General features: G+C 71.1%; 26 protein-coding genes. 17 read left to right on the forward strand and 9 right to left on the reverse strand.

The features are described 5' to 3' along the window. Positions 1-12 precede the first annotated feature (12 nt). A complete protein-coding gene (locus tag Q9R13_RS07490; RefSeq protein WP_310964449.1) occupies positions 13-747 on the reverse strand; it encodes a maleylpyruvate isomerase family mycothiol-dependent enzyme in 735 nt (244 codons plus the stop codon). Between the two features lie 71 nt (positions 748-818). Beyond that, entirely contained in the window at positions 819-2,030 is a 1,212-nt protein-coding gene (locus Q9R13_RS07495; RefSeq protein WP_310964450.1) for a SpoIID/LytB domain-containing protein, read from the reverse strand. Positions 2,031-2,306: 276 nt separating this feature from the next. Here Q9R13_RS07495 and Q9R13_RS07500 point away from each other — a divergent pair, with 276 nt between their 5' ends. After that, positions 2,307-3,701, forward strand: coding sequence for an IS1380 family transposase (locus Q9R13_RS07500; RefSeq protein ID WP_310965057.1), 1,395 nt, complete (start codon positions 2,307-2,309; stop codon positions 3,699-3,701). Positions 3,702-3,861: 160 nt separating this feature from the next. Here Q9R13_RS07500 and Q9R13_RS07505 read toward each other — a convergent pair whose 3' ends face one another. Further along, the gene (locus Q9R13_RS07505) at positions 3,862-5,259 is read right to left on the reverse strand and encodes an NAD(P)H-quinone dehydrogenase (RefSeq protein ID WP_310964451.1); all 1,398 of its coding nucleotides are present in this window, start codon (positions 5,257-5,259) and stop codon (positions 3,862-3,864) included. A gap of 39 nt (positions 5,260-5,298) precedes the next feature. Here Q9R13_RS07505 and Q9R13_RS07510 point away from each other — a divergent pair, with 39 nt between their 5' ends. From Q9R13_RS07510 to Q9R13_RS07530, 5 genes are all read left to right on the forward strand, one after another. Then, positions 5,299-5,754 (forward strand): gamma-glutamylcyclotransferase, encoded by a 456-nt coding sequence (locus Q9R13_RS07510; RefSeq protein ID WP_310964452.1) that lies wholly within the window; start codon positions 5,299-5,301, stop codon positions 5,752-5,754. Between the two features lie 32 nt (positions 5,755-5,786). Further along, entirely contained in the window at positions 5,787-6,581 is a 795-nt protein-coding gene (locus Q9R13_RS07515) for a purine-nucleoside phosphorylase (RefSeq protein WP_310964453.1), read from the forward strand. A gap of 68 nt (positions 6,582-6,649) precedes the next feature. After that, on the forward strand, positions 6,650-6,979 hold the full coding sequence (locus Q9R13_RS07520) for a hypothetical protein (RefSeq protein WP_310964454.1): 330 nt from the start codon (positions 6,650-6,652) through the stop codon (positions 6,977-6,979). Between the two features lie 27 nt (positions 6,980-7,006). Next, complete coding sequence (tpx, locus tag Q9R13_RS07525) at positions 7,007-7,504, forward strand: thiol peroxidase (RefSeq protein ID WP_310964455.1); 498 nt, start codon at positions 7,007-7,009, stop codon at positions 7,502-7,504. Positions 7,505-7,558: 54 nt separating this feature from the next. Continuing rightward, positions 7,559-8,359, forward strand: a complete 801-nt coding sequence (locus Q9R13_RS07530; RefSeq protein WP_310964456.1) for a crotonase/enoyl-CoA hydratase family protein — start codon at positions 7,559-7,561, stop codon at positions 8,357-8,359. A 28-nt stretch (positions 8,360-8,387) separates the two neighbouring features. Here the strand turns inward: Q9R13_RS07530 and Q9R13_RS07535 are convergent, their stop codons facing one another. Beyond that, a complete protein-coding gene (locus tag Q9R13_RS07535) occupies positions 8,388-8,867 on the reverse strand; it encodes an SRPBCC family protein (RefSeq protein WP_310964457.1) in 480 nt (159 codons plus the stop codon). Between the two features lie 41 nt (positions 8,868-8,908). Between Q9R13_RS07535 and Q9R13_RS07540 the strand changes: the two genes are divergently transcribed. Continuing rightward, complete coding sequence (locus Q9R13_RS07540) at positions 8,909-10,591, forward strand: phospho-sugar mutase (protein WP_310964458.1); 1,683 nt, start codon at positions 8,909-8,911, stop codon at positions 10,589-10,591. A 12-nt stretch (positions 10,592-10,603) separates the two neighbouring features. Here Q9R13_RS07540 and Q9R13_RS07545 read toward each other — a convergent pair whose 3' ends face one another. Then, positions 10,604-11,179: a hypothetical protein gene (locus tag Q9R13_RS07545; protein WP_310964459.1), complete on the reverse strand. Its 576-nt coding sequence runs from the start codon at positions 11,177-11,179 to the stop codon at positions 10,604-10,606. A gap of 39 nt (positions 11,180-11,218) precedes the next feature. On the opposite strand from Q9R13_RS07545, the gene deoC reads away from it, so the two are divergent. From deoC to Q9R13_RS07590, 9 genes are all read left to right on the forward strand, one after another. Beyond that, on the forward strand, positions 11,219-12,205 hold the full coding sequence (gene deoC, locus Q9R13_RS07550; protein WP_310964460.1) for a deoxyribose-phosphate aldolase: 987 nt from the start codon (positions 11,219-11,221) through the stop codon (positions 12,203-12,205). Between the two features lie 4 nt (positions 12,206-12,209). Continuing rightward, positions 12,210-13,700, forward strand: a complete 1,491-nt coding sequence (locus tag Q9R13_RS07555) for an aldehyde dehydrogenase family protein (RefSeq protein WP_310964461.1) — start codon at positions 12,210-12,212, stop codon at positions 13,698-13,700. Further along, positions 13,697-14,554, forward strand: a complete 858-nt coding sequence (locus Q9R13_RS07560) for an aldehyde dehydrogenase family protein (RefSeq protein ID WP_310964462.1) — start codon at positions 13,697-13,699, stop codon at positions 14,552-14,554. The genes Q9R13_RS07555 and Q9R13_RS07560 overlap by 4 nt, the downstream gene beginning before the upstream one ends. Before the next feature lie 7 nt (positions 14,555-14,561). Continuing rightward, positions 14,562-15,179 (forward strand): ATP-binding protein, encoded by a 618-nt coding sequence (locus Q9R13_RS07565; RefSeq protein ID WP_310964463.1) that lies wholly within the window; start codon positions 14,562-14,564, stop codon positions 15,177-15,179. A gap of 73 nt (positions 15,180-15,252) precedes the next feature. Then, positions 15,253-16,878 carry a hypothetical protein gene (locus Q9R13_RS07570; protein WP_310964464.1) on the forward strand — a complete coding sequence of 542 codons (1,626 nt, stop codon included), beginning with the start codon at positions 15,253-15,255 and terminating at the stop codon, positions 16,876-16,878. Between the two features lie 11 nt (positions 16,879-16,889). Further along, on the forward strand, positions 16,890-17,510 hold the full coding sequence (locus Q9R13_RS07575; RefSeq protein ID WP_310964465.1) for a phosphatase PAP2 family protein: 621 nt from the start codon (positions 16,890-16,892) through the stop codon (positions 17,508-17,510). Further along, positions 17,507-18,253, forward strand: a complete 747-nt coding sequence (locus tag Q9R13_RS07580; protein ID WP_310964467.1) for a polyprenol monophosphomannose synthase — start codon at positions 17,507-17,509, stop codon at positions 18,251-18,253. Before Q9R13_RS07575 ends, Q9R13_RS07580 begins: the two co-directional genes overlap by 4 nt. A 34-nt stretch (positions 18,254-18,287) precedes the next feature. Next, entirely contained in the window at positions 18,288-18,962 is a 675-nt protein-coding gene (locus Q9R13_RS07585) for a response regulator transcription factor (protein WP_310964468.1), read from the forward strand. Next, positions 18,959-20,344, forward strand: coding sequence for a sensor histidine kinase (locus Q9R13_RS07590; RefSeq protein ID WP_310964469.1), 1,386 nt, complete (start codon positions 18,959-18,961; stop codon positions 20,342-20,344). The genes Q9R13_RS07585 and Q9R13_RS07590 overlap by 4 nt, the downstream gene beginning before the upstream one ends. Here the strand turns inward: Q9R13_RS07590 and Q9R13_RS07595 are convergent. After that, a complete protein-coding gene (locus Q9R13_RS07595; RefSeq protein WP_397219202.1) occupies positions 20,334-21,416 on the reverse strand; it encodes an adenosine deaminase in 1,083 nt (360 codons plus the stop codon). The two genes, Q9R13_RS07590 and Q9R13_RS07595, sit on opposite strands and share 11 nt — an antisense overlap. A 30-nt stretch (positions 21,417-21,446) precedes the next feature. On the opposite strand from Q9R13_RS07595, the gene Q9R13_RS07600 reads away from it, so the two are divergent. Continuing rightward, the gene (locus Q9R13_RS07600; RefSeq protein WP_310964471.1) at positions 21,447-21,899 is read left to right on the forward strand and encodes a MaoC family dehydratase; all 453 of its coding nucleotides are present in this window, start codon (positions 21,447-21,449) and stop codon (positions 21,897-21,899) included. Here the strand turns inward: Q9R13_RS07600 and Q9R13_RS07605 are convergent, their stop codons facing one another. The 3 genes from Q9R13_RS07605 to Q9R13_RS07615 are packed head-to-tail and all read right to left on the reverse strand — an operon-like array spanning position 21,900 to position 24,925. Then, positions 21,900-23,189 carry a thymidine phosphorylase gene (locus Q9R13_RS07605; RefSeq protein WP_310964472.1) on the reverse strand — a complete coding sequence of 430 codons (1,290 nt, stop codon included), beginning with the start codon at positions 23,187-23,189 and terminating at the stop codon, positions 21,900-21,902. It lies immediately after the preceding gene. Further along, positions 23,182-23,631: a cytidine deaminase gene (locus Q9R13_RS07610; protein ID WP_310964473.1), complete on the reverse strand. Its 450-nt coding sequence runs from the start codon at positions 23,629-23,631 to the stop codon at positions 23,182-23,184. The genes Q9R13_RS07605 and Q9R13_RS07610 overlap by 8 nt, the downstream gene beginning before the upstream one ends. Then, a complete protein-coding gene (locus Q9R13_RS07615; protein ID WP_310964475.1) occupies positions 23,618-24,925 on the reverse strand; it encodes an ABC transporter permease in 1,308 nt (435 codons plus the stop codon). Before Q9R13_RS07615 ends, Q9R13_RS07610 begins: the two co-directional genes overlap by 14 nt. Positions 24,926-24,971 lie beyond the last annotated feature (46 nt).

Here is a 24,971-nt window from a genome sequence, read left to right on the forward strand (position 1 = left end):
ATGCGAGACGGCTCAGCGGGCAGCCGGCCGCGCCCAGGGGCCGAGTCGCGGCAGCGCACCGCTGCCGCAGGCGACACCCTCACCGGCACCCCGACCGGTCAACCACCAGCCGAGTGCGGCGGCCGAGCCGGTGACGACCGGGCCACCCGTGGCCCCGACCTGCCAGTCCCGGCCGAGGTCGGTGGCCCTGACGAGGAACGGGCCGTCGACGGCGTGGTCGGCGGACACGCGGTCGAGAAGCTCGGCGCAGAAGTCCGCCGGCCACGCCGCGCAGGTGTAGCCGGCATCGAGATCGGCGTGGTGGATCTCCACCTCGCGGCGGCGCGTCACCGGCAGCTCGGCGACCGAGAAGGTCGGTCCGCCGGGAACCCGTGGAACCGAGCCGCTGCGGGCCGTCGGCGGAAGCTCGGCGTACGCCGTCGCGAAGCGGGTGCAGGCGGCGACCAGCCGGGCGCGCAGCTCCACGGGAGCCGCGCCGGCGAGCTCCTCGATGTCGGCGTCACGCTTCTCGCCGGAGTCGTAGACCGCCACCCCGGCGTCACGGACCAGCCCGTGCAGGGCACGGTTGAAGCCCTCGGCGTTCAGGGCCAGGTGGGCGACCACGTGGGCCCGGGTCCAGCCCGGGAGCAACGACGGCTCGGCCAGCTGGGGAACGGTCAGTGCGGAGACGGTGTCGAGCAGCGCTCTGGTGCTCGTGGCGAGAGGGGTGTGGCCGGTCTCCCCGGCCACGTCGGATGCAGCGGTCACGTCCAGACACTATGCCCACCCCGGCAGCGGTTGACACCCCCGCCGATGCTCGTACCCGGCGCGACGCGGGGTCAGCGACCCAGCTGGAACCAGGTGCTGCGCAGCCGGTAGACCGACTGCAGGTCGGTGCCGCTGATCCGCGCACTGCCCTTGCTCCCGCGCAGGGTGATCGCCCAGACCCGGCCCTGCCACTGTCCGCCTCCTTCACGCTGGGTCACCGTGACCCGACGGAGCGTGCCGATCGACGGGTACCGTCGCTCGAGCGGCGCCGCCGAGACCCTGACCGACCACGTGTGCACGCCGTTGCCGGAGAAGCCGTCGTACGGGTCCTGCTGGTGTGGCAGGTAGGGCTGGGAGCCGGCGGAGGTCCAGCCGCCCGAGGAGGCGCTGAACTGGGTGAACGCCGGCTGGCCGTGCCAGCTCAGGTATCTGCCCGCGGTGTCGCGCACTGCGGCGTTGGTCGTCGAGTACTCGCTGGCGACCCCGCCATAGACCTGGCACGCAGTCGTGTCGCAGATCTGATACCAGCTGTTGAGGTTGGCGGCCCGCTCGAACAGCGCGTAGGTGCGGGCTGCCACGGCCTGGGCCTTCAGTGCTGCCGGCCTCCACGAGGCCGGCATCTCCGCGGCGACCACGCCCTGCACGTAGTCGTCGATCGGCAGCACGTTGACGGTGTCGCTGACTGCTCCGGCAGGGGCGGCGGACGCACCGCGCAGGGTCCCGCGCAGGACCTTCGGGCCCGACGGGGTGACCAGCGTCAGCAGGTGGGCCGGTGAGCTGAACTCCCCGTCGCCGACCAGGCGCCACCGACCGTTGGGGAGCCGCCAGGTGTGCCAGCCGGTGGAGTTGTGGAACTGGACCCAGGTACGCCGCTGGCTGATCTTCAGCCGCCACTTCTTGACGCCGGTGCGCGTCGGCAGCCGGTAGACCGTGCCGGTCCCCCGGTCCTTGACCCGCAGGCCCGGCCGGACCCTGACCTGCACGTCGCGGGTGGTGTCGGAGGTGATCAGCACCGCGATGTTGCCGCTGTAGGTCGAGAATCGGGTGCCCGGGTAGTAGAACTTCACGATCTTGCGATAGCCGAGTCCCTGCAGCGCCGCGCCCTGGGCGCCGTACTGCGACATCCCGTGACCGTGGCCGAAGCCGTGCCCGTTGATGGTGAACCTGCCGGACGCCGGCACCTTGAACGTCTGGTCGACCGAGACGGCGCCCGCCGGTGGCGCGGCCAGCACGAGCAGCAGGGGCGCAGCGAGCAGCGCGCGGAAGGGGCGAGGAAGATGCATGTGTGAGTTCCGGGATCCATGGGTCAGAAGTGACGAATGAGCCGTCACGATATGTCACCGGAAGCGAATTGAGAATGCGTGAACAAATACCGCTGAATAACTACAAGAATGTAATTCGAGCAGCTGCCGCGAATGCGGCCCAGCAGCCAGGGTCAGCCTCAAATCACCGATTCGTACGGCGTTGGTCGGTGCGGCTGAGCGAAGAGGGTGCTCCTGACCTGCACGATCATGGTTACCACGCCTTGATCAGAGCAGTTTCAAAGGAGCACCCTCTTGGTGACGAAGTCTTGCACGCTCGACCGCATCCGGGTGACAGCCGATGATGAGAACGGCGTGTCCGACGCCGGACTCCTGATCGCGGCCACCCTGGGGGACCGGCTCGGGCTCGGTCCGTTGCTGCGTGAACACCTCACCGTCCCGGGCAGCGCTGGCGCGAACCCGGACCGGAAGTGCCTGACGTTGATCCATTCGCTCCTGGCGGGTGGGGACTGCATCGAGGACGTCAACGCCCTACGGGCCGGGTCCACTGGCGCGGTCCTGGGGCACAAGGTCGCCGCCTCCTCGACGGTCGGCACCTTCCTACGCTCGTTCGGGTTCGGCCACGCCCGCCAACTCGACGCCGTGACTCGGCGCCTGCTCGCCCGCGCCGTCACCGCCGGCGCACATCCCGGATTCAGCGAGTCGGTCACGGTCGACATCGACTCCACCCTCTGCGAGACCTACGGGTTGAAGAAGGACGGTGCTCGCGGCGTGATGCGCACCGGGCTGCGGGGCTATCACCCGCTGCTCGCCGTTATCGCGGGAACACCTGACATCGCCGGCGTCGTGGCACACGCCCGGATGCGTCGGGGCCGGTCGAGCGACTCCACCAGCGCACCGGTGTTCATCAAGGAGACCATCAGCCGACTCCGCAGCGCGGGCGCGGCCGGTGAGATCGTGCTCCGCGCCGACTCGGGGTTCTACCTGTCCGATGTGGTCACCGCCTGCCGCAACAACGACGTGCGCTTCTCCATCACCGCTCGCATGATCGGCTCCGCTGTGAAGGACAAGATCGCAGCGATCGCCGAATCCGAGTGGACCCCGATCGACTACTTCCTGCCCGGAGCCGGGGTCGCGGAATTCACCTTCATCCCGTTCGCGAGCGGTCCCCGCGGCAAGCTGCTGGCCGAGCGCGGCGAAATCCATCCCGTCCGGCTGATCGTGCGTCGCACCCCACTCACCGACGCTCAAGCAATCAACCGCGGCCAGGACCCCGATCAACCAGCGCTGTTCCCGATCTACGACTACCACCCGATGATCACCGACCGAACCGGCGAGATCGTCGAGATCGAGGCCGACCACCGCCGCCACGCCGAGGTCGAGCTCACTATCCGCGACCTCAAGCACGACATGGCGATGAACCACTTCCCGACCAAGAGCTTCGGCGGGAACGCAGCCTGGCTGATCCTCAACACCATCGCCCACAACCTCACCCGATGGGCAACCCGGCTCGGCCTGGCCACCGCACCGGTGATGACCAAGAAGATCCGCCGCCGGATCTACAACGTCACCGGCCGCCTGGTCCGCACCGGGCGACGACTTGTCCTGCGCCTACCCCGCCGATGGCCTTGGGCCGCACTGATCACCGCTGCCATCGAACGGCTACGCGCCCTACCAGCCGCCAGCGGCTGACCTCCCGCATCCCGCCCGCCACGACCCGAGGACCCAGGAGAAGCCGGACAGACCGGCAGGACACTCCTGCCCTCCACCCGACCACCGACGTCAGAGGCTGGTCAGCAACCCCTCAACGGCCCGAGTGCGCCTAACCCGCCTCAGATCGGTGATTTGAGGGTCAGCCTCGGTGCAGGCGGCGGGCGGCCTCGGCGATCGAGCCGCTGTTGGACGGGTAGACCGTGAACGCCTGGGCGACCTGGTCGGCGGTCAGTGACTCGGCGACGGCCAGCGACACCGGATGGATCAGCTCGCTGGCCCGTGGACCGACCACCACCCCACCGACCACGATGCCGGTCCCGGGACGGGCGAACAGCTTCACGAAGCCGTCCCGCACGCCCTGCATCTTCGCGCGCGGGTTGCCGCTCAACGGCAGCATCACCACCTCGGCCGCGATCTCACCGGCGTCCACCGCCTGCTGGCTCCAGCCCACGGTGGCGATCTCCGGAGCGGTGAAGACGTTGCTGGAGACCTTCTTGAGGTCCAGCGGGCTGACCGCATCACCCAGGAAGTGCCACATCGCGATCCGGCCCTGCATCGCAGCCACCGAGGCCAGCATCAGGACGCCGGTGCAGTCCCCGGCGGCGTAGACCCCCCGGGCCGTCGTACGCGAGACCCGGTCGACGGTCACGAAGCCACGCTCGTCGAGCGCGACACCTGCCTCCTCGAGGCCGAGGCCGTCGGTGTTGGGAACCGAGCCCAGAGCGAGCAGACAGTGCGAGCCCTCGACGGTGCGGCCGTCGGTGAGCGTCACGGTCACGCTGTCGCCGTGGCGGACCACCGACTCCATCCGGGACCGGCCCAGCACGGTCATGCCGCGGCGGATCAGGACGTCCTCGAGGACCTCGGCGGCGTCGGCGTCCTCGCCGGGCAGCACCCTGTCGCGCGAGGAGACCAGCACGACGTCGATGCCCAGCGCGTTGTAGGCACTGGCGAACTCCGCGCCCGTGACGCCGGACCCGACCACGATCATCCGGGAGGGCTCTTCGGTCAGGTCGTAGACCTGCTCCCAGGTCAGGATCCGCTCGCCGTCGGGCTGGGCGCTCGCGAGGGTGCGTGGCGCGGCTCCGGTGGCGACCAGGACAGCGTCGGCCTCGAGGACCTGTGTGTCCCCGTCGGCGCGCTCGACGACCACCCGCTCCGGCGACTCCAGCCGCCCCCGCCCCCGCACCACGTCGATCCCGTCGCGGGCCAGCCGACTGCCGATGTCCACGGACTGCGCGAGGGCGAGACGCTTGACGCGCTCATTGACCCGGACCAGGTCGACCACCACGCCGCCGTCGCCGATGAGCACGCCGAGCTCGTTGGCGCCCTCGACCTCGGTCATCAGCTCGGCGGTCGCGATGAGCGTCTTGCTCGGCACGCAGTCGGTGAGCACGGCCGAGCCGCCGGGTCCGGCGCTCTCCACGACCGTGACCCGGGCGCCGAGCTGGGCCGCGACCAGGGCGGCTTCGTAGCCGCCGGGGCCGCCGCCGATGATCGCCACGCGGTCGGGGTGCCTGCTCTGCGCTCGTGTCACCGGGCCATTGTGGCGTACGCACGCCCTACCCTTGCGGGCATGACCCTGCACGCCGCCTACGGGTCGAACCTCGATCCGGCGCGGATGAACGAGCGCTGCCCGCACTCGCCGTTGCACGCGACCGGGTGGCTGCAGGGCTGGCGACTCACCTTCGGCGGCGAGGACCACGGCTGGGACGGCGCCCTCGCCACGATCGTCCAGGATCCGTTCGAGCAGGTCTTCGTCGCGGTGTACGACGTGAGCGGCGACGACGTGCTCGCCCTGGACGGCTGGGAGTCTGCCGACACCGGTCTCTACCGCAAGGTCCGGGTGCGGATCTCCACCCTCAGCGGTGAGGTGGTGGCCTGGGCCTATGTGCTCGATGCGTTCGAGGGCGGACTCCCCTCGGCCAGCTACCTCGGCGTGCTCGCCGACGCCGCCGAGGCCGCCGCCGCCCCCTCCGACTACGTCGCCGCCCTCCGCGCGCGCCCGTGCCGCTCTGTCTTCGGCGGCTGACCGACGCTGCCGACGCACCGTAGGCTCGGCCGGTGACCAGCTATCAGCAGGCAGCCGCCGAGGCAGCCGACGTCCTGCGCGAGAAGACCGGGATCGCGTCCCACGACATCGCCCTGGTGATGGGCTCGGGATGGCTGCCTGCGGTCGACGCGCTCGGCCCGGCCCTGGCCGAGATCTCCACCGCGGAGCTGCCCGGCTTCGCGCCGCCGGCCGTTGCCGGCCATGCCGGCAGGATCCGCTCGGTCCGGGCCGGCGATCGGACCCTGATGGTCTTCCTCGGCCGGACCCACTTCTACGAGGGGCACGGCGTCCGGCCCGTCGTCCACGGCGTCCGTACGGCGGCAGCGGCCGGCTGTCGCACGGTCGTGCTCACCAACGGGTGTGGCGGGTTGCGCACCTCCTGGACCCCGGGCACACCGGTGTTGATCAGCGACCACATCAATCTGACGGCGACCTCGCCCATCGAGGGTGCCCACTTCATCGACCTGACCGACCTCTACAGCGCGCGCCTCCGGGCACTGTGTCGCGAGGTCGAGCCCGGACTCGACGAGGGCGTCTACGTGCAGCTGCCGGGCCCGCACTATGAGACGCCGGCCGAGATCGGCATGGTCCGCGCGATCGGCGGCGACCTCGTCGGGATGAGCACCACGCTAGAGGCGATCGCGGCGCGCGAGGCGGGCCTGGAGGTGCTGGGCATCTCGCTGGTGACCAACCTTGCGGCCGGGATCACCGGCGAGCCGCTGAACCACGCGGAGGTGCTCGAGGCCGGCCGCTCCGCAGCCGCCAGGATGGGTGCCCTCCTCGGGGCCGTGGTGCCGAAGATCTGACTGCGGACGGCATGGCTGTGGTCGGGACCGGGCACCTGCCTTCCGAGAGGCGAACCGGAGGCAGACAGATGACCGAGCGACAGACCCCGCGGCCGACCGGGACCAGCAGCGAGCAGTTCACCGAACAGCCGTCGGACGAGGACGCGGAGCGGATCGAGGCCGAGCGCCAGGATCGGCTCGCCCCGGAGAACCGCCCCGAGAACGCCGAGGTGGACAACACCGGCCGCACCTTCGACACCGAGGCCGGCATGTTCACCGACGCCGAGGGCTACGACGAGCTCTCCGAGGAGGACAAGCCGTACGACGACACTGCGGGCGAGACCGGCACGGTGCGCTCTGTGCGTGGACCCGACGACGAGCCCGGAACCGAATCCGCGGAGGAGCCGGCCATCGAGTGAGTCACCCGGGGTGCTTGAATCGGACCCATGGCAACCACCAACTTCAAGGGCACCCCCGTCAACACCGCCGGCGAGCTGCCGGCCCCCGGCGACAAGGCTCCGGCGTTCACCCTCACCGGCACCGACCTGGGCGACCTCGAGTCCGCCTCGCTGGCCGGCAAGCGGGTCGTGCTCAACATCTTCCCGAGCATCGACACCGGCGTCTGCGCCGCGAGCGTACGACGGTTCAATGAGCTGGCCGCCGGCCTGGACAACACCACCGTGGTCTGCGTCTCCCAGGACCTGCCGTTCGCGCAGGGCCGGTTCTGTGGCGCCGAGGGCATCGAGAACGTGACCGTCGGCTCGGGCTTCCGCTCCGACTTCGGCACGGACTTCGGCGTCCGGATGACCGACGGTCCGATGGCGGGGCTGCTCGCCCGCTCCGTGGTGGTCCTCGACGCCGACGGCACGGTGATCCACACCCAGCTGGTGCCGGAGATCACCCAGGAGCCCGACTACGACGCCGCCGTCGCTGCCCTGGGCTGACTCGCCGGGTACGTCGGAAGCCCGCTGGCCCTACCGGCGAGTAACCTTCTGCGCATGACCCGTTACGTCACGTGCACGGTCGCCGACGGCGTGGCCCACGTCCGCCTGACCCGGCCCGAGAAGCTCAACGCGCTCACCCTGCAGACCCTGCACGAGCTCGCCAGGACCGCGCGCGAGCTCCGACGCGACCGCGCCCTGCGGGCTGTCGTGCTCAGCGGCGAGGGCGCCTCGTTCTGCGCGGGGCTCGACTTCGGATCGGTGCTGAAGACGCCCACCGGCATCGCCCGCGCATTCGTGCCAGCGCCCTGGCGCGGGACCAACGCCTTCCAGGAGGCCTGTTGGGCCTGGCGCCGGCTGCCGGTACCGGTCATCGCCGCGGTGCACGGTCACTGCTACGGCGGGGGCCTGCAGCTCGCGCTGGCCGCCGACTTCCGGATCGCCGCCCCTGACTCCGAGTGGTCGGTGCTCGAGGGACGCTGGGGCCTGATCCCGGACATGACCGGCGTCCGGTCCCTGGCCGAGCTCGTCGGGATCGACCGAGCGAAGCTGCTGACGATGAGCGCGGCCATGATGAGCGGCAAGGAGGCCGCCGAGCTCGGCCTGGTCACCGAGGTGGCCGCCGATCCGCTGGCCGCGGCGTACGAGCTGGCGGGCCGGCTCGCCGAGCGCTCCCCCGATGCCCTGGCCGCCGCCAAGCGGCTGTTCAACGGCACCTGGACCGCCTCTACCCGACGCACCTTCGGACGCGAGCGCGTCGAGCAGCTGTTCCTGCTCGCCTCGGCGAACACGAGGGCCGCCCGAGAGGCCGCGTTCAAGAAGGCGTCGCCGGTCTTCGGCCCGCGTGGGCGTCGCTGACCGCAGCGCCGACCGCGGACGATCACCTTCAGCCCGTGCGCGGACCGGTGTCCCCAGCGAGTGCGGACGCGATCCCCGCGTCGAAGCCACGCATCATCACCGCGTGGTTCCAACGCAGCATGGGCTTGATGACATACGACGCCCACGCCAGGGCGCCCCGGGCGACCACCTCCTGGAAGTACTCCAGCCGGGTCCCGCCCTGGTGGGCACACAGCGACCAGCGAGCCAGTCCGTCGATCGGCCCGGAGATCCGCACCTCGAGCTCGGTCGGCGCGCGGCTGACCGCATCAAGGACGAGCTCCAGGTCGTAGGGCAACACGGAGCGGCAGACGACCAGGGCCGTGTCGGGCCCCAGGCTGGCGACAGCGCGCACCTGCGGCCACCAGCTCGGGTAGCGCTCGAGGTCGAGCAACAGGGCGTGGACGCGCTCGGGAGACGCCGACACCTCGCACGAGTGCGTGAACCGGTAGCGCGACAGCACCATGCCCACGATCATCCCCTGCGGCAACCGTCGCGCGCCTCCCGACGCCAGGTGGTTGTATTTCCCGCATGGGCCAGCACTCCACCCGAGACGACCTGATCGAGCGTGCCCGCGCCTGGGCGGCACAGGACCCCGACCCGCAGACCCGAGCCGAGCTGGAGGATCTGCTCGCCAGCGCCGACGATCCCGCGGTGCAGGCCGATCTGGCCGACCGCTTCCGCGCCTCCCTGGAGTTCGGTACGGCGGGACTGCGCGGCGCCCTCGGCGCGGGACCCAACCGGATGAACCGGGTCGTGGTGCTCCGGGCGGCAGCCGGGCTCACCGCGTACCTGCGTGGGAACGGCGAGACCCGTCCTGTGGTGATCGGCTACGACGCACGGCACAACTCCGCCGTCTTCGCGCGCGACACCGCCGAGGTGATGTCCGCAGCCGGCTTCCGCGCGCTGCTGCTCCCCCGGCCACTTCCCACCCCCCTGCTCGCGTTCGCGATCCGTGACCTCGACTGTGCGGCAGGGGTGATGGTGACCGCGAGCCACAACCCACCACAGGACAACGGCTACAAGGTCTATCTCGGCGACGGCAGCCAGATCGTCCCGCCGGCCGACACCGACATCGCAGCGGCCATCGACGTGGTCGGCCCGGTCGCGGAGATCCCGCGCGACGGCGAGCGCATCGAGCTGCTCGGCGATGACGTCCTGGACCGGTACCTCGACAGTGTCGTCGGCCTGGTCGACCCGCAGGGACCGCGGGACCTCACCATCGCCTACACGCCCCTGCACGGCGTCGGGGGCGACACCGCCGTGGCCGTGCTCCGACGCGCGGGCTTCCCCGCGCCCCACGTCGCGGTGCAGCAAGCCGAGCCGGACCCGGCCTTCCCGACGGTCGCCTTCCCCAACCCCGAGGAGCCGGGGGCGATGGATCTCGCGCTCGCGCTGGCCGCCGAGGTGGGCGCGGACATCGCCGTGGCCAACGACCCGGACGCCGATCGCTGCGCGGTCGCCGTGCCCACGGCCGACCGCGGCCACTCCGGGACCGGCTGGCAGATGCTCCGCGGTGACGAGGTCGGTGCCCTGCTCGCCGACCACCTGCTGTCCCGGGGCAAGCGCGGCGTCTACGCCCAGTCGATCGTGTCGTCGAGCCTGCTCGGCAAGCAGGCCGAGGCCGCGGGCCAGCCGCACCAGGAGACCCTCACCGGCTTCAAGTGGATCGGCCGCATCGAAGGCCTCGCCTTCGGCTACGAGGAGGCGCTCGGCTACTGCGTTGACCCGGAGCACGTCAAGGACAAGGACGGCCTGTCCGCACTCCTCACGGTCTGCGAGATGGCGGCCGAGGCGAAGGCCGCAGGCCGCACCCTGCATGACCGGCTCGACGACATCGCTCGCCGGTTCGGCCTGCACGCCACCGACCAGCTCTCGGTGCGGTTCGACGACCTCGACGCGATCCCGGCCACGATGCAGCGGCTGCGCGAGGCACCGCCGACCTGCCTCGGTGGCCTCGCGGTCCAGCGCGTCGACGACCTGAGCCAGGGCGCTGGTGGCCTGCCGCCGACCGACGGCCTGCGCTACCAGCTCGCCGACCGGGCCCGCGTGATCATCCGGCCCTCTGGCACCGAGCCGAAGGTCAAGTGCTACCTCGAGGTCGTCGTGCCGGTCGACGGGGACGATCCCGAGGGGGTCGACGCCGCCCGCATCGCGGCCGCGGGTCGGCTCGACGCGATCCGTGCGGACGTCCAAGCGGCCGCTGGCCTCTGAGAGCAGAGATGCTCAGAGCAGCAGGGTCACCACGAAGACGACCGCCAGCACGCCGGTCACCGCGATCTCGGGCCACGCCCATCTCCGCCGTACGACGCCCTCGCCCGGCGTCGCGTCCTTGAGCCGGACGGCCACCTGCTGCTCGAGGAAGTCGGGCAGGTCCGAACCGGCCAGCCGGGTGCGGGGAGTGTCGGGCTCGGTGCCGCGGGTCGGGGTCTGCCTCGTCATCGCCCGGCGGCTCCGGCCGACGCCGACACCGACGTAGCGGCGCTCCCCGACGAAGACGTGCGTCACCGAGCGGACCGTGACCCGGTCGACGAGGCCGTAAGGAACCGACGTGTCGGAGAAGACGTTGCGCAGCAGGATCCCGTCGTCGCGCAGGACCACCCGCGAGCGGAGCAGGAACGCCCAGATCAGCACCGCCACCAGCAACGCGCCGATCACCACTCGGGCCATCGGGAGTCCGCCCCCGCCGGTGACGGCCATGATGATCACGATCACGACGATGCACTCGCCCAGCCAGCCGGAGACCGATCCGCTGGTGGGTCCCAGGGAGGGCTCGGTGACGGGGCCGGACGATGCGCGCACCCGCACACCCTATGCACACCGAGCCCCTATGCTGGGCGGGTGACGACCGGCCCGTTGACCCTGTCGGCCGCCGGACTGGACTCGGTCTCGGAGGCGACCTCCTCCGACGCGGCCCTGCGACGGTTCCTGCACGGGCTCCCGGGCGTCGACCAGGTCGGCGCGGAGCAGCGTGCCGCGACCCTGTCGACTCGGTCGATCAAGACCACCGCCAAGCAGTTCGCGATCGACCTCGCGATCCGGATGGTCGACCTGACCACCCTCGAGGGCCAGGACACGCCCGGCAAGGTCCGTGCCCTGTGCGCCAAGGCGGTGCACCCGGATCCGGCCGACCAGACCTGCCCCGCCACCGCGGCGGTCTGCGTCTACCCCGACATGGTCGCCGTCGCGAAGCAGGCGCTGGGGTCAAGCGGGGTCCACGTCGCCTCGGTGGCGACCGCCTTCCCGAGCGGCCGGGCGGCGCTCCCCGTCAAGCTGGCGGACACCCGCGACGCGGTGGCGGCGGGCGCCGACGAGATCGACATGGTGATCGACCGCGGCGCGTTCCTCTCGGGTCGCTACCTGCAGGTCTTCGACGAGATCGTGGCGGTCCGCGAGGCCTGCGAACGGCCGGACGGCAGCCGCGCCCACCTGAAGGTGATCTTCGAGACCGGCGAGCTCCAGACCTACGACAACGTACGACGTGCCTCGTGGCTGGCGATGCTGGCCGGTGCGCACTTCATCAAGACCTCGACCGGCAAGGTGCAGCCGGCCGCGACCCTGCCGGTGACGCTGGTCATGCTCGAGGCGGTGCGTGACTTCCGTGAGGCGACCGGGCAGATGGTCGGGGTCAAGCCGGCCGGTGGGATCCGGAGCAGCAAGGACGCGATCAGGTACCTCGTGACCGTCAACGAGATCGCCGGTCCGGACTGGCTCGACCCGGACTGGTTCCGCTTCGGTGCGAGCACCCTCCTCAACGACCTGCTGATGCAGCGCACCAAGCTGCTCACCGGCCGCTACTCCGGCCCCGACTACTTCACCCTGGACTGATCACATGGCCGACGCCGAGGTGCCCCAGCGCACCCGCTCCCGCACCGACCCCGCGACCGCGTTCACCTACGCCCCGGCCCCGGAGTCGCGGGCGATCGTGGACCTGCGCTCGTCGTACGGCCTGTTCATCGACGGCGTGTTCGTCGACGGCAGCGGCAGTGGGTTCAAGACGATCAACCCGGCCACCGAGGAGGTGCTGGCCCAGGTCGCGGAGGCGACCGAGGCGGACGTCGACCGGGCCGTGCGCGCTGCTCGGAAGGCCTTCCGCTCGTGGAGCCGGATGAAGGGATCCGAGCGTGGCAAGTACCTCTTCCGGATCGCCCGGATCATCCAGGAGCGTGCCCGCGAGCTGGCCGTGCTCGAGTCGCTCGACAACGGCAAGCCGATCCGCGAGTCCCGGGACGTCGACGTGCCCACCGTCGCCGCGCACTTCTTCTACTACGCCGGCTGGGCCGACAAGCTCGAGTTCGCGCTGCCGGAGGGAAGGAACGGCGGGGGGGACCCCAGGCCACTCGGCGTCGCCGGCCAGGTGATCCCGTGGAACTTCCCGCTGCTGATGCTCGCCTGGAAGATCGCCCCGGCGCTGGCGTGTGGCAACACCGTCGTGCTCAAGCCGGCTGAGACGACGCCGCTGACCGCGCTGCTGTTCGCCGAGATCTGCCAGCAGGCCGACCTGCCGCCGGGCGTGGTCAACATCGTCACCGGGGCCGGCGAGACCGGCCGTGCCGTGGTGGGCCACCCGGACGTCGACAAGGTCGCCTTCACCGGGTCCACGGAGGTCGGTCGTGCGATCGCGAGGTCGGTCGCCGGGACCTCCAAGAAGGTGACGCTCGAGCTCGGCGGCAAGGCGGCCAACATCGTCTTCGACGACGCCCCGATCGACCAGGCCGTCGAGGGCATCGTCAACGGCATCTTCTTCAACCAGGGCCATGTGTGCTGCGCGGGCAGCCGGCTGCTGGTCCAGGAGTCGATCGCCGAGGACGTGCTGCACCGTCTCAAGCGTCGGATGAAGACGCTGAGGGTCGGCGACCCACTCGACAAGAACACCGACATCGGCGCGATCAACTCCGCCGAGCAGCTGACGAGGATCCGCGAGCTCTCCGAGATCGGCGAGCAGGAGGGTGCCGGACGGTGGTCGCCGGCGTGCGACCTGCCCGACCGTGGCTTCTGGTTCCCCCCGACGATCTTCACCGGCGTCTCCCAGGCCCACCGGATCGCGCGCGAGGAGATCTTCGGGCCGGTGCTCAGTGTGATCACCTTCCGCACGCCGAAGGAGGCCGTCGAGAAGGCGAACAACACGCCGTACGGGCTGTCGGCCGGAATCTGGAGCGACAAGGGCTCACGGATCCTCTGGGTGGCCTCGCAGCTGCGGGCCGGGGTGGTCTGGTCCAACACGTTCAACCGCTTCGACCCGGCCAGCCCGTTCGGCGGCTACAAGGAGTCCGGCTACGGCCGCGAGGGCGGCCGCCACGGCCTGGAGGGCTACCTGCGATGAGCCGCGCCGACATCCGCAAGACCTACAAGCTGTACATCGGCGGCGCGTTCCCCCGCTCCGAGTCGGGTCGCTCGTTCATGGTCGAGGACGCCAAGGGCGCGTTCTGGGCCAACGCGTCCCGCGCCTCGCGCAAGGATGCCCGTGACGCGGTCAAGGCGGCGCGGGCGGCGTTCGGGGGCTGGTCCGGGCGGACCGCCTACAACCGCGGCCAGGTCGTCTACCGGATCGCCGAGGTTCTCGAGGGACGACGCGACCAGTTCGAGGCCGAGCTCCGCCGGTCGGAGGGGGTGACCCCGGCCAAGGCGCGCACGAGCGTCGACGCCAGCATCGACCGGCTGGTCTGGTACGCCGGCTGGGCGGACAAGATCGCCCAGGTCACCGGTGCCGCCAACCCGGTCGCCGGACCCTACTTCAACCACTCCGCACCCGAGCCCAGCGGCGTCATAGCGGTGGCCGCGCCGAAGGACCCGCTGCTCGGCCTGGTCTCGGTGGTGGCACCGGTGATCACCACCGGCAACACCTGCGTGGTGATCGCCAGCGAGCCGCACCCGCTGACGTCGATCACCCTGGCCGAGGTGATGGCCACCAGCGACCTGCCCGGAGGGGTCGTCAACGTGCTCACCGGCTCGGTGCCCGAGATCGCCCCGTGGCTGGCCTCGCACATGGACGTCAACGGGCTCGACCTCACCGGCGTGACCGACCCGGAGCTGGCCCGCGAGCTCGAGGTGGCGGCGGCCGAGAACCTCAAGCGGGTACGCCGGCCGGCGGAGGAGGACCTGCTCGCGACGCCGGCCCTGGACCGGATGACGACCTTCCTGGAGACCAAGACGGTCTGGCACCCGATGGGTCTGTAAGGGATCCATGGCTGCGGTGGTGGTCCTCGCCGGACCGTCCGGCGTCGGGAAGTCCCGGCTCATCGAGCACCTGGGGCTGCCCGTGCTCCGGCTGGACGACTTCTACAAGGACGGCGACGACGCCTCGCTCCCCCACCGGGCCCTGGCCGGCGGCGCCCCGATCGTCGACTGGGACGACCCCGCCTCGTGGCACCTCGATGACGCACTCGCGACCATCGCGAGACTGTGCGCCGACGGACGCGCCCAGGTGCCGGTCTACGACATCTCCCGCAGCGCCCGCACCGGGACCAGGATGCTCGACCTCGCCGGCGCCCCGTGCTTCGTCGCGGAGGGCATCTTCGCCCAGGAGGTGGTCGCCGGGTGCCGGCACCACGGTCTGCTCGCGGACGCGATCTGCGTGGACCGAAGCCGACTGCTGACCTTCGTGCTACGGCTGCGCCGTGACCTCCGGGAGCACCGCAAGCCCCCGCTGGTGCTGCTGCGCCGGGGCCTGTACCTGGCCCGCGCCCAGCGCCGGATCGTGGAGCATGCCCGGTCGCTCGGCTGCCGAGTGCTCCCGCCCGACGCCGCCGCCGCGGCGATCGGCGCGCTGGCCCGCCCGGACGCGCAGCAGGCCCGCTCCTGAACTTCTGCTGAGGGATCTCGCCTCTGGGCGAAGGTTCATGGTTCCTTCACCTGCGCTCCTTAGCGTCGAGCCGATGAGCAGTGAAGCACTCACGCGCTCTCCCGAGACCGGCCTGTTACCCCCGCAGGCCGGTCACCGGGAGGCCGAGACCGACCGCCGGGGCCTCCGGCGAGGATCCGGTCTGCCCTCGCGGCGGCTCGCCGACCTGCCCGGTGTCTCCCTCGCGCGGCGGCACCCGGTGCTGCTGGCCGTTCTGGCGACCGTGGTCCTGCACCTGCTCTTCCTCTCCCGCGCCCTCGGGGCGGACGAGGGCGGCTTCTCGATGGTCGCCCGGTTCTGGCAGTACCCCGGGCACTATCTCTACGGGCCCCAGTGGGTGGACCGCCCGCCGGGCCTGATCGCGGTCTTCGCCGTGGCCAACCACCTGGGTCCCTACGGCGTCCGGCTGATGGCAACCATCGTGGCGGCCTGTCTGGTGGCCGCCGTGGCGGCTGCCGCGCGGGTCCTCGGTGGGCCGAGGGCGGCAGGCTGGGCGGCCTGGACCGCGGCAGCGATCGGGTCCTCCTCGATGCTCGATGCCGAGGCCCTCAACGGCGAGCTGATCGCCTCCGCCTTCGTCGCCGCCTCGATGGCCGCGACGGCCGCCGCCGTACGCATCGGCCCGAAGCGCTCCCACGCTCTCGTGCTCGCCGCCCTGGGCGGTGCCCTCGCCTCCTACGCGCTGCTGGTCAAGCAGGACTTCGGGGACGCCCTTGCCTTCGGCGTGGTGCTGGTGCTGTTCAGCCGCAACGTGCCCCAGCGCTGGCGACACCTGCTCGCCTTCGCCGGCGGCGCGGCCGTCCCGCTGGTGGGCGCGGTCGTCTGGTCCCAGTCCCACGGCGGCCTCGGTGCGCTGCTCTTCGCCTGCGTCCAGTTCCGGGCCCAGGCCGCCCATGTCATGGCGGACTGGTCCTCAGCGGCGCCGCACCGTCGGGCGAAGGATCTCGCAGAGCTGACGGTCGTCTCCGGGCTGCTCCCCCTCGCCGCCCACCTCCTGGTCAGCCAGCGGCGCCGCCTTCGCCAGCTCCACCCGGTCGCGCTGGCGCTGGTCGCTGCGGGCCTGGTGGAGACCGTCGGCGTCATCGGCGGGGGCAACTACTGGACCCACTACCTGCTCGCCTACGGCCCGACCCTCGCCATCACTGCGGGCCTCGCGGCACGACACTGGATGCCCGGCCACCAGCTCACTCGTCGGCTGGTCCTGCTGGTCGTGGCGGTCGTCCTGGCCACCAGCCCGGTGACCGCGTACTGGATGCACCGGTACCCCGGCTCACCCCGCGCGATCGCCAGCTGGGTCGCCGCAGCCGCCCATCCCGGCGACACCATCGTGGTGCCCTACACCCACGCGGACGTGATCGGGGAGTCCGGCCTGCGCCCGGTCTACCCCTACTCGTGGAGCCTGCCCCTGCGCACGCTCGACCCCCATCTCTCGCTCCTGGTCCGCACCCTCGACGGCCCGTCCGCACCGACCTGGGTCGTCCAGTGGGACGGCGAGCACACCTGGGGCCTCGACCCGGGCGATCGGGTGCCGATGGCGTTGCGGACGCACTATCGCCTCGTCCGCAACCTGTGCGGGCGCCCGGTCTGGCTGCATGACGGCGCGCGCCGCACTCTCCCACCCACCCCGAACCCGACCGCGTGCCATCGCGGCGGAAGCTGAAGGACGACCCCATGAGCACCTCTGGTTCATCGCTGGGACAGCACCTCGTCTCCCTGCAGAAGGGTTGGTTCCTGCAGGTCAACGACTTCAGCCGGCACACCTCCTGGCTCCACGAGCCGTTCCACCTGTACGCCGTGTACGGCGTGGCCCTCTTCGGCCTGCTGCTTCTCGGCACCTGGTGGTTCTCCGGACGCCGGCAGGGCGTGTCGATGGTGGCCCGCTCGCTCTGGGCGCCGTGCGGGGTGCTGATCGCGGTGGGTCTGAACCAGCCGCTCGGACGGCTGGTGGCCGAGGCCCGCCCCTACACCGTGTTCCCCCATTCCCTGACGCTGGTGGCGAGGACGACCGACTTCTCCTTTCCCAGCGACCATGCCGTGATGGCCGGAGCGGCGGCCGCGGGCATCTGGCTGGTGAGTCGCCGGCTGGGGCTGGTCACCACCGTGCTGGCCGTGCTGATCGCGTTCGCCCGCGTCTACGTCGGGGCGCACTGGCCGATCGACGTGGTCGCCGGTCTCGCCTTCGGTGCGCTGGTCACCCTCGTGGGGCATCTGCTGCTGCACCGTCCGCTGGAGTGGGTGGTCGACCGGATCGGTCGCACGGCTCTCTCCCCGCTGGTGAGGGCTGCAGCGTGAACCCCGGACGTGATGCCGTCATCGTGGTGCCGACGTACGACGAGGCAGCGAACATCGACGAGGTCCTCGACCGGCTCGCCGCCGCCGTACCCGACGTCGACGTGCTGGTGGTCGACGACAACAGCCCCGACGGCACGGCGGCCCTGGTCCGGGCCCGGCCCGACCACGGCCTGCGCTGCCACGTCCTGGACCGACCGGGCCGACAGGGCCTCGGGGCTGCATATCGGGCCGGCTTCGGCTGGGCGCTGGACCGCGGCTACAGCGCCGTCGTCCAGATGGACGCTGATCTCTCACACCCGCCTGAGCGGGTGCCGGCCCTGCTCGAGGCGCTCGAGCGCTCCGACGTGGCGATCGGCTCCCGGTACGTCGTCGGCGGCGGGGTCGAGAACTGGCCCTGGCACCGGCGGTTCATCTCCTGGGCCGGCAATGCCTACGTGCGCTGGGTGCTCGGGGTCGAGGTGCACGACAACACCGCGGGGTTCAAGGCCTTCCGGCGGGCGGGGCTGATCGAGATCGGGGCGGTGGACTCCGACTCCGACGGCTATTGCTTCCAGGTCGAGAACACCTGGCGCGCCGCGCGCCTGGGCCTGCGGATCATCGAGGTGCCGATCACCTTCCGGGACCGCACCGCCGGGACCTCCAAGATGTCCGGAGCGATCGTGCTGGAGGCGGTCCGCCGGGTGCTCCTCTGGCGATGGAACGAGACCTTCACCGGCGCGACGCGCAGGAAGGCTCTGGTCTGAGCGGCCCGCTACGACGATCACTAGGCTGACCACCGTGCACGTAGTGGTCGTCGACGACGAGAAGCGCCTGGTCGCGCTCATCCGCAACTACTTCGACGACTTCGAGGTGACCTCGACCGGCTGCCACGACGGCAGCACCGGCCTGGCGGCGGCCCGTGCGCCGGGCGTCGACGTCGTCGTGCTCGACCGGATGCTGCCGGGCCTCACCGGTGTCGAGGTCTGCCGTCAGCTGCGCACGGAGGGCAACGACGTACCGGTGCTGATGCTCACCGCACGAGGCGCCGTCGACGAACGGGTCGAGGGTCTCGAGGCCGGCGCCGACGACTACCTCGTCAAGCCGTTCGCGCTCGAGGAGCTGCTGGCCCGGGTCCGCGCACTCGGCCGGAGGCGCCCGGTCTCCGACGACCAGCGGTGGACGGTCGGCGACGTGGTGTTCGACCCGCTCGGCCACCAGCTCTGGGTCGCGGGCGAGAAGGTGGCGCTCTCCCGTCGGGAGTTCGCGATGCTCGGCTCCCTGGTGGAGCACTTCGGCCGCGTGGTGACCCGCCAGCGGCTCTTCGAGGACGTGTGGCCGGAGGGCATCGACATCCGCAGCAACGCCCTGGACGTACACATGTCCCGGGTCCGCAAGGCACTGTCCAACTCGGCCGAGGTGCAGGTGGTCACCCTGCGGGGGATCGGATACCGGCTCGACCGGGAGCCCGGGTGAACCGAGGACGCAGCCGCTCCCGGCCCAAGCGGCCGATCGTCATCCGCCTCGTGCTGGCGGTCGCGGTCACCATGGTGCTGGTGCTGGTGCTCAGCTCGGCGTTCATCTACTGGCGGGTCGCCTACGCGCTGAGCCGCCAGGTCGACCAGGACCTGCAGGCCTACCGCGAGGTGGTGGAGCGCGCCCTGGAGACCGGTGCGGTTCCGGTGAACGACACGCCGGGCGAGACCTACCAGACCTATACGCTGCACGGCCAGATCATCGGAGGCACCGCGAAGACCCGGCTCGCCGACGCCGACACGATCCGCAAGGCCGCCGCCGGCCATCCCCAGCAGGACGACTCCGGGCACGTGCTGCCGCCCTCGCGGCACCCCTATCGAGTGGTCACCTCGACCGTCCGTACGCCGGCCGGCAAGGTCGTCGCCGCCTACGCGATCAGCCGGACCAAGCACGACGAGGCACTGCGCGAGCTGCTGCTGCAGCTGGTCATCGCCGACCTCTTCACGCTGCTCGCCTCGACCGGGGTCGGCTTCTGGACGGCCCGCTCGGCGCTGGGCCCCGTCGAGCGCTACCGCCGGGCCGCGGCCGCCGCGGTGAGCGACGCCGATGCCACCTTGCCGGTGCCCGAAGGCGATGACGAGCTGACCCGACTCGGACACACGTTCAACGACCTGCTCGCCCGGCTTGCCGCGGTGAACGCGCGGGAGCGGCAGTTCCTCGCGGACGCCTCGCATGAGCTGCGTTCACCACTCACCGTGATGCGCAGCGAGCTCGAGTGGACCCTGCTGCGCCCCCGCCCGCAGGAGCAGACCCACGAAGCGCTCGAGTCCATCCAGGCGCAGGTGCTCCGTCTGATCGACATCTGCAACGCGCTGCTCGAGCTCGAGGAGCTGCGGGCCACCAGCCAGCCCGGAACTGAGCGGGTCGACCTCTCCGAGCTGGCCCAGGACACCATCGACCGCGCGGCGAGCACTCCGGAGGCCGCCGGGCGAGCGCTGGAGCTCGACGCCCCGGATCCGGTGACGGTACTGGGCCGCTCGCGCTGGCTCGAGCTGGCCGTGGGCAACCTGCTCACCAACTCGTTGCGGCACGGGGCCGGGCAGGTCCGGATCTCGGTGAGCGCCGACCCCGCCCACGCCGTGCTGATCGTCCGCGACGAGGGGCCCGGCTTCCCACCGGAGTTCATCGACAACGCCTTCGACCGGTTCAGTCGCGCCGACGTGAGCCGGACCACCCGCGGGACCGGCTTGGGGCTCTCCCTGGTGCAGGCCGTCGTCGAGGCGCACCACGGCACCGCCGCGATCCGTGGCTCGAGCGTGGTGCTGCGGATCCCGTTGGCACCGCCGGCGCCGCCCGAGCCCGAGGACGACCTCAGCCCTTGAGCGCGGCGTACCCCGGCTTGATCACGTCGTCGATGATCCGCAGTCGCTGGTCGAAGTGGCAGAAGGCCGACTTCATCGCGTTGATCGTGAACCAGCGCAGGTCGTCCAGCCCGTAGCCGAACGCCTCGACCAGGGCCGTCATCTCCTTGCTCATCGAGGTGCCGCTCATCAATCGGTTGTCGGTGTTCACGGTGACCCGGAAGCGCAGCTCGGTGAGCAGGCCGATCGGGTGGGCGGCGATCGACGCAGCCGCCCCGGTCTGAACGTTGGAGTGCGGACACAGCTCCAACGGGATCCGCTTGTCACGGACATAGGCCGCGAGCCGGCCCAGCTCGACCCGGTCGCCGGTCACGTGGATGTCGTCGATGATCCGGACCCCGTGGCCGAGCCGGTCGGCGCCGCACCACTGGATCGCCTCCCAGATCGAGGGAAGCCCGAACGCCTCTCCGGCGTGGATCGTGAAGTGGGCGTTCTGCCGCTGGAGGTACTCGAACGCGTCGAGGTGCCGGGTCGGTGGGTAGCCGGCCTCCGCGCCCGCGATGTCGAACCCCACGACGCCCTCGTCGCGGAACTTCACGGCGAGCTCGGCGATCTCCCGCGACCGCGCCTGGTGTCGCATCGCGGTGAGCAGCTGCCGGACCACGATCCGGCCGTTGCTCGCGGCCATGCCCTCATCGAACCCGCGCTGCACCGCCTGGACCACCTGGTCCAGGTCGAGTCCGCCACCCAGGTGCTGCTCCGGGGCGTAGCGGATCTCGGCGTACACCACGCCATCGGCCGCGAGGTCCTCCACGCACTCGCGGGCGACCCGCTGCAGCGCCTCCGCGGTCTGCATCACTGCGACGGTATGGTCGAAGGTCTCCAGGTAGCGCTCCAGGGAACCGGAGTCCGCGGACTCGGCGAACCAGTGACCGAGCGACTCGGCGTCGGAGGCCGGCAGCCGGTGCCCCACCTGGACTGCGAGCTCGACGATCGTCGCCGGGCGCAGCCCCCCGTCCAGGTGATCGTGCAGCAGCACCTTGGGTGCTTCCCTGATGACGTCCGCCGAGAGGGTGCCGGTAGGTTCAACCATGTCTGACATCCAAGCAGCAGGAGCAACCGCATGCGCGTGTTCACCACGTTCGACGAGATCGCCGCGGCCGCCGGGCAGGAGCTCGGCACCAGCGAGTGGGTCGAGATCACCCAGGAGCGCGTCGACCAGTTCGCCGACGCGACCGGCGACCACCAGTGGATCCATGTCGACGTCGAGCGGGCTGCGGCCGGCCCCTTCGGAGGGACCATCGCGCACGGCTACCTGACCCTGTCGCTGGTCCCCTGGCTCGGTGGCCAGGTGTTCGGGCTGGAGACGCCCGGCGCCAAGCTGAACTACGGGGTCAACAAGGTCCGCTTCCCCAGCCCGGTGCGGGTGGGCTCCCGGGTACGGGCCACGGTGACCGTCAACGGCGTCGTGGACATCCCGGCCGGCAAGCAGCTCACCATCGGCTATGTGGTCGAGATCGAGGGTGAGGACAAGCCGGCCTGTGTCGCCGAGACCGTCGTACTGCTGCTGCCCTGATCAGCTGATCCTGTCGCGGACCAGCGGGTCGGGGGTGTACGGCGTGCCCACCGGCGCGATCCGGTAGCCGCCGTCCAGCGCCTCGAGGGCCCGTTCGAAGCGGTCGGGCTCGTCGGTGTGCAGGGTCAGCAGCGGCTGATCGACGGCCACGACGTCCCCCGGCCGGGCGTGCCACTCGACGCCGGCACCGGCCTGGACCGGGTCGCCGGCACGGGCCCGCCCGGCGCCGAGCCGCCACGCGGCGAGCCCGACCGCCATCGCGTCCAGCTCCACGAGCACGCCGGACGAGGGCGCGTTCACCACGTGGGACTCACGCGCGGTCGGCAACGGCGCATCCGGGTCCCCGCCCTGGGCGGTGATCATCCGGCGCCACACGTCCATCGCCGCACCCGAGGCGAGATGCTCCGACGGGTCGACGTCGTCGCGCCCGGTCGCGGCCAGCATCTCCCCGGCCAGCGCGACGGTGAGCTCGACGACGTCCGCCGGTCCGCCGCCGGACAGCACCTCCACGGACTCACGGACCTCGAGAGCATTGCCGGCGGTGAGGCCGAGCGGGACCGCCATCTCGGTGAGCAGAGCGACCGTGTGCACCCCCGCGTCCGTGCCGAGGTCGACCATCGTGCGCGCCAGCTCACGGGCCTGCCCGAGGTCCTTCATGAAGGCGCCCGAGCCGACCTTGACGTCGAGGACGAGGGACCCGGTGCCCTCGGCGATCTTCTTGCTCATGATCGACGAGGCGATCAGCGGGATCGCCTCCACCGTTCCGGTGACGTCCCTGAGCGCGTACAGCTTCTTGTCCGCGGGGGCGAGTCCCGAGCCCGCCGCGCAGATCACCGCGCCGATGCCCTCGAGCTGGGCGAGCATCTCGTCGTTGGTCAAGGCCGCCCGCCACCCGGGGATCGACTCGAGCTTGTCGAGAGTGCCGCCGGTGTGTCCGAGCCCGCGCCCGGACAGCTGCGGGACGGCGACGCCGTACGACGCGACCAGGGGTGCCAGCGGCAGCGTGATCTTGTCGCCCACGCCGCCGGTGGAGTGCTTGTCCGCGGTCGGTCGGGACAGCCCGGAGAAATCCATCCGCTCACCCGACGCGATCATCGCGGCCGTCCAGCGAGCCGTCTCGTGCCGACTCATGCCGTTGAGCAGGATGGCCATCGCCAGCGCCGACATCTGCTCGTCCGCCACCGCTCCGCGGGTGTAGGCGTCGACCACCCAGTCGATCTGGCTGTCGCTCAACGCGCCGCCGTCGCGCTTGGCGACGATCACCTCGACCGCGTCGTGCGCCTCAGCCATCCCGACCCCCTCGATCATGACTCGCCAAGTGCTCGGCGCCGAACGCCTCCGGGAGCACGTCGTCCATGCCACGCACCCCGCCCACCGTGAGCAGCTGCAGGGCGGCACCACCGTGCTCCCAGAGCAGCTGCCGGCAGCGACCACAGGGCATCAGCACCTGGCCGTCGCCGTCCACGCAGACGAAGTGGGTCAGCCGGCCCCCGCCGGTCAGGTGCAGCTGCGAGACCAGCCCGCACTCCGCGCACAGGGTGACGCCGTACGCGGCGTTCTCGACGTTGCAGCCGGCGACCAGGCGACCATCCTCGACGAGCGCGGCGGCACCCACGGGGTAGCGGGAGTACGGCGCATAGGCGTGACCCATCGCCTCGACCGCGGCAGCGTGCAGCGAACGCCAGGGCTCCTGCGCGAGCGCAGCCGCGACCGCGGCGTCATCCCTTGACATAGGGCTCCCCGTCGGCCGCCGGTGCACGCACCCGACCAACCAGACCGGCCACCGCGAAGATCGTGGCGAGGTAGGGCAGCATCGCCAGGAAGTTGGACGGGATCGAGGGCACGGTGATCGCGAGCAGCGTCTGCAGCGCGGAGGCGAAGCCGAAGAGCAGCGCCGCGCCGACCGCTCCGCGTGGACTCCAGCGTCCGAAGATCAGAGCGGCCAGGGCGATGAAGCCGTTGCCGGAGGTGATGTTCTTCGCGAACGCGCCCACGGCGCCGACGGTGAAGTAGGCGCCGCCAAGGCCGGCGACCGCCCCACCGAGGACGACGTTGCGGTAGCGCATCGCCAGCACCTTGATGCCGACGGTGTCGGCTGCCTTGGGATGCTCTCCGAGCGCACGGGTGCGCAGTCCCCACCGGGTCCGGAACAGCGCCACGTCGATGACGACGATCAGCACGTAGGCCAGGTAGACCACGATGTTGGCCTGGAACAGCAGCGGACCGAGGATCGGGATCTTGCTGAGCAGGGGGATGTCGATCGACTGCAGCACCTGCGGGCTGTTCAGCGACTGGGCGTTCGGCTGCATGAAGGCGTCGTAGAAGAAGCCGGTCAGCCCGAGCGCGAACACATTGAGCACCACGCCCAGAACCACCTGGTTGACGAGGTACTTGATCGAGAACAGCGCCAGCAGGACGCCCATCAGGGCGCCGGCGACCATCGCCCCGAGCAGCCCGTAGTAGCTGCCGATCAGACTGCCCACGAGCGCGGCGGCCCATGCGCCCGCCAGCATCTGCCCCTCGATGGCCACGTTGATCACACCGGACCGCTCGCACAGCACCCCGGCCAGTGCGCCGAGGATCAGCGGGACGGCCAGAGCGATGGAGTTCTGCAGCAGCCCGACGACGTCGATGGTGGTGCCGTCGCCGCGCGCGGAGACCCAGCACAGGAAGGCGATCATGAATGCGACGAGCGCACCCGCGGTCACCCACGGCATCGCGCGGCGGGTGAATCCACGGGCTAGCTGCCACCCGCCCAGCACGACGATCAGCGCGCCAAGCAGCACCGCACTCCAGCGGCCCGAGACCACGATGTCTGGCACCTTGAGGGTCACGCCGCCGGAACCCAGCCGGAGCGTCGCATCGTGGCTGGCATGCAGCGCCATGCCGAGGAACTCGATGGTGACCGCACCGAGGAGCACCAGCAGGATGCCGCTGATCACCCGCTGACGCACGGTGGTCCGGCTGATCACCTTGTGCTGGACGACGATCTCCTCGTCGAGGGCGTCGGCGGTCGTGGCGCTCATCGGCGGGCTCCTTGCGCGGGTGCGAGCTGGCTCGCGGGAAGGTCCA

Origin of the sequence: Nocardioides marmorisolisilvae, assembly GCF_031656915.1 — a bacterium.
Classification (GTDB): Bacteria; Actinomycetota; Actinomycetes; order Propionibacteriales; family Nocardioidaceae; genus Marmoricola; species Marmoricola terrisoli.

Bases quoted from the DNA above. Each gene is read 5' to 3' on its own strand.
- Q9R13_RS07495 (WP_310964450.1), bottom strand. From the start codon at position 2,030: ATGCATCTTCCTCGCCCCTTCCGCGCGCTGCTCGCTGCGCCCCTGCTG.
- Q9R13_RS07510 (WP_310964452.1), top strand. From the start codon at position 5,299: ATGACCCTGCACGCCGCCTACGGGTCGAACCTCGATCCGGCGCGGATG.
- Q9R13_RS07520 (WP_310964454.1), top strand. From the start codon at position 6,650: ATGACCGAGCGACAGACCCCGCGGCCGACCGGGACCAGCAGCGAGCAG.
- tpx (WP_310964455.1), top strand. From the start codon at position 7,007: ATGGCAACCACCAACTTCAAGGGCACCCCCGTCAACACCGCCGGCGAG.
- Q9R13_RS07530 (WP_310964456.1), top strand. From the start codon at position 7,559: ATGACCCGTTACGTCACGTGCACGGTCGCCGACGGCGTGGCCCACGTC.
- Q9R13_RS07540 (WP_310964458.1), top strand. From the start codon at position 8,909: ATGGGCCAGCACTCCACCCGAGACGACCTGATCGAGCGTGCCCGCGCC.
- Q9R13_RS07555 (WP_310964461.1), top strand. From the start codon at position 12,210: ATGGCCGACGCCGAGGTGCCCCAGCGCACCCGCTCCCGCACCGACCCC.
- Q9R13_RS07560 (WP_310964462.1), top strand. From the start codon at position 13,697: ATGAGCCGCGCCGACATCCGCAAGACCTACAAGCTGTACATCGGCGGC.
- Q9R13_RS07565 (WP_310964463.1), top strand. From the start codon at position 14,562: ATGGCTGCGGTGGTGGTCCTCGCCGGACCGTCCGGCGTCGGGAAGTCC.
- Q9R13_RS07570 (WP_310964464.1), top strand. From the start codon at position 15,253: ATGAGCAGTGAAGCACTCACGCGCTCTCCCGAGACCGGCCTGTTACCC.
- Q9R13_RS07575 (WP_310964465.1), top strand. From the start codon at position 16,890: ATGAGCACCTCTGGTTCATCGCTGGGACAGCACCTCGTCTCCCTGCAG.
- Q9R13_RS07595 (WP_397219202.1), bottom strand. From the start codon at position 21,416: ATGGTTGAACCTACCGGCACCCTCTCGGCGGACGTCATCAGGGAAGCA.
- Q9R13_RS07600 (WP_310964471.1), top strand. From the start codon at position 21,447: ATGCGCGTGTTCACCACGTTCGACGAGATCGCCGCGGCCGCCGGGCAG.
- Q9R13_RS07605 (WP_310964472.1), bottom strand. From the start codon at position 23,189: ATGGCTGAGGCGCACGACGCGGTCGAGGTGATCGTCGCCAAGCGCGAC.
- Q9R13_RS07610 (WP_310964473.1), bottom strand. From the start codon at position 23,631: ATGTCAAGGGATGACGCCGCGGTCGCGGCTGCGCTCGCGCAGGAGCCC.
- Q9R13_RS07615 (WP_310964475.1), bottom strand. From the start codon at position 24,925: ATGAGCGCCACGACCGCCGACGCCCTCGACGAGGAGATCGTCGTCCAG.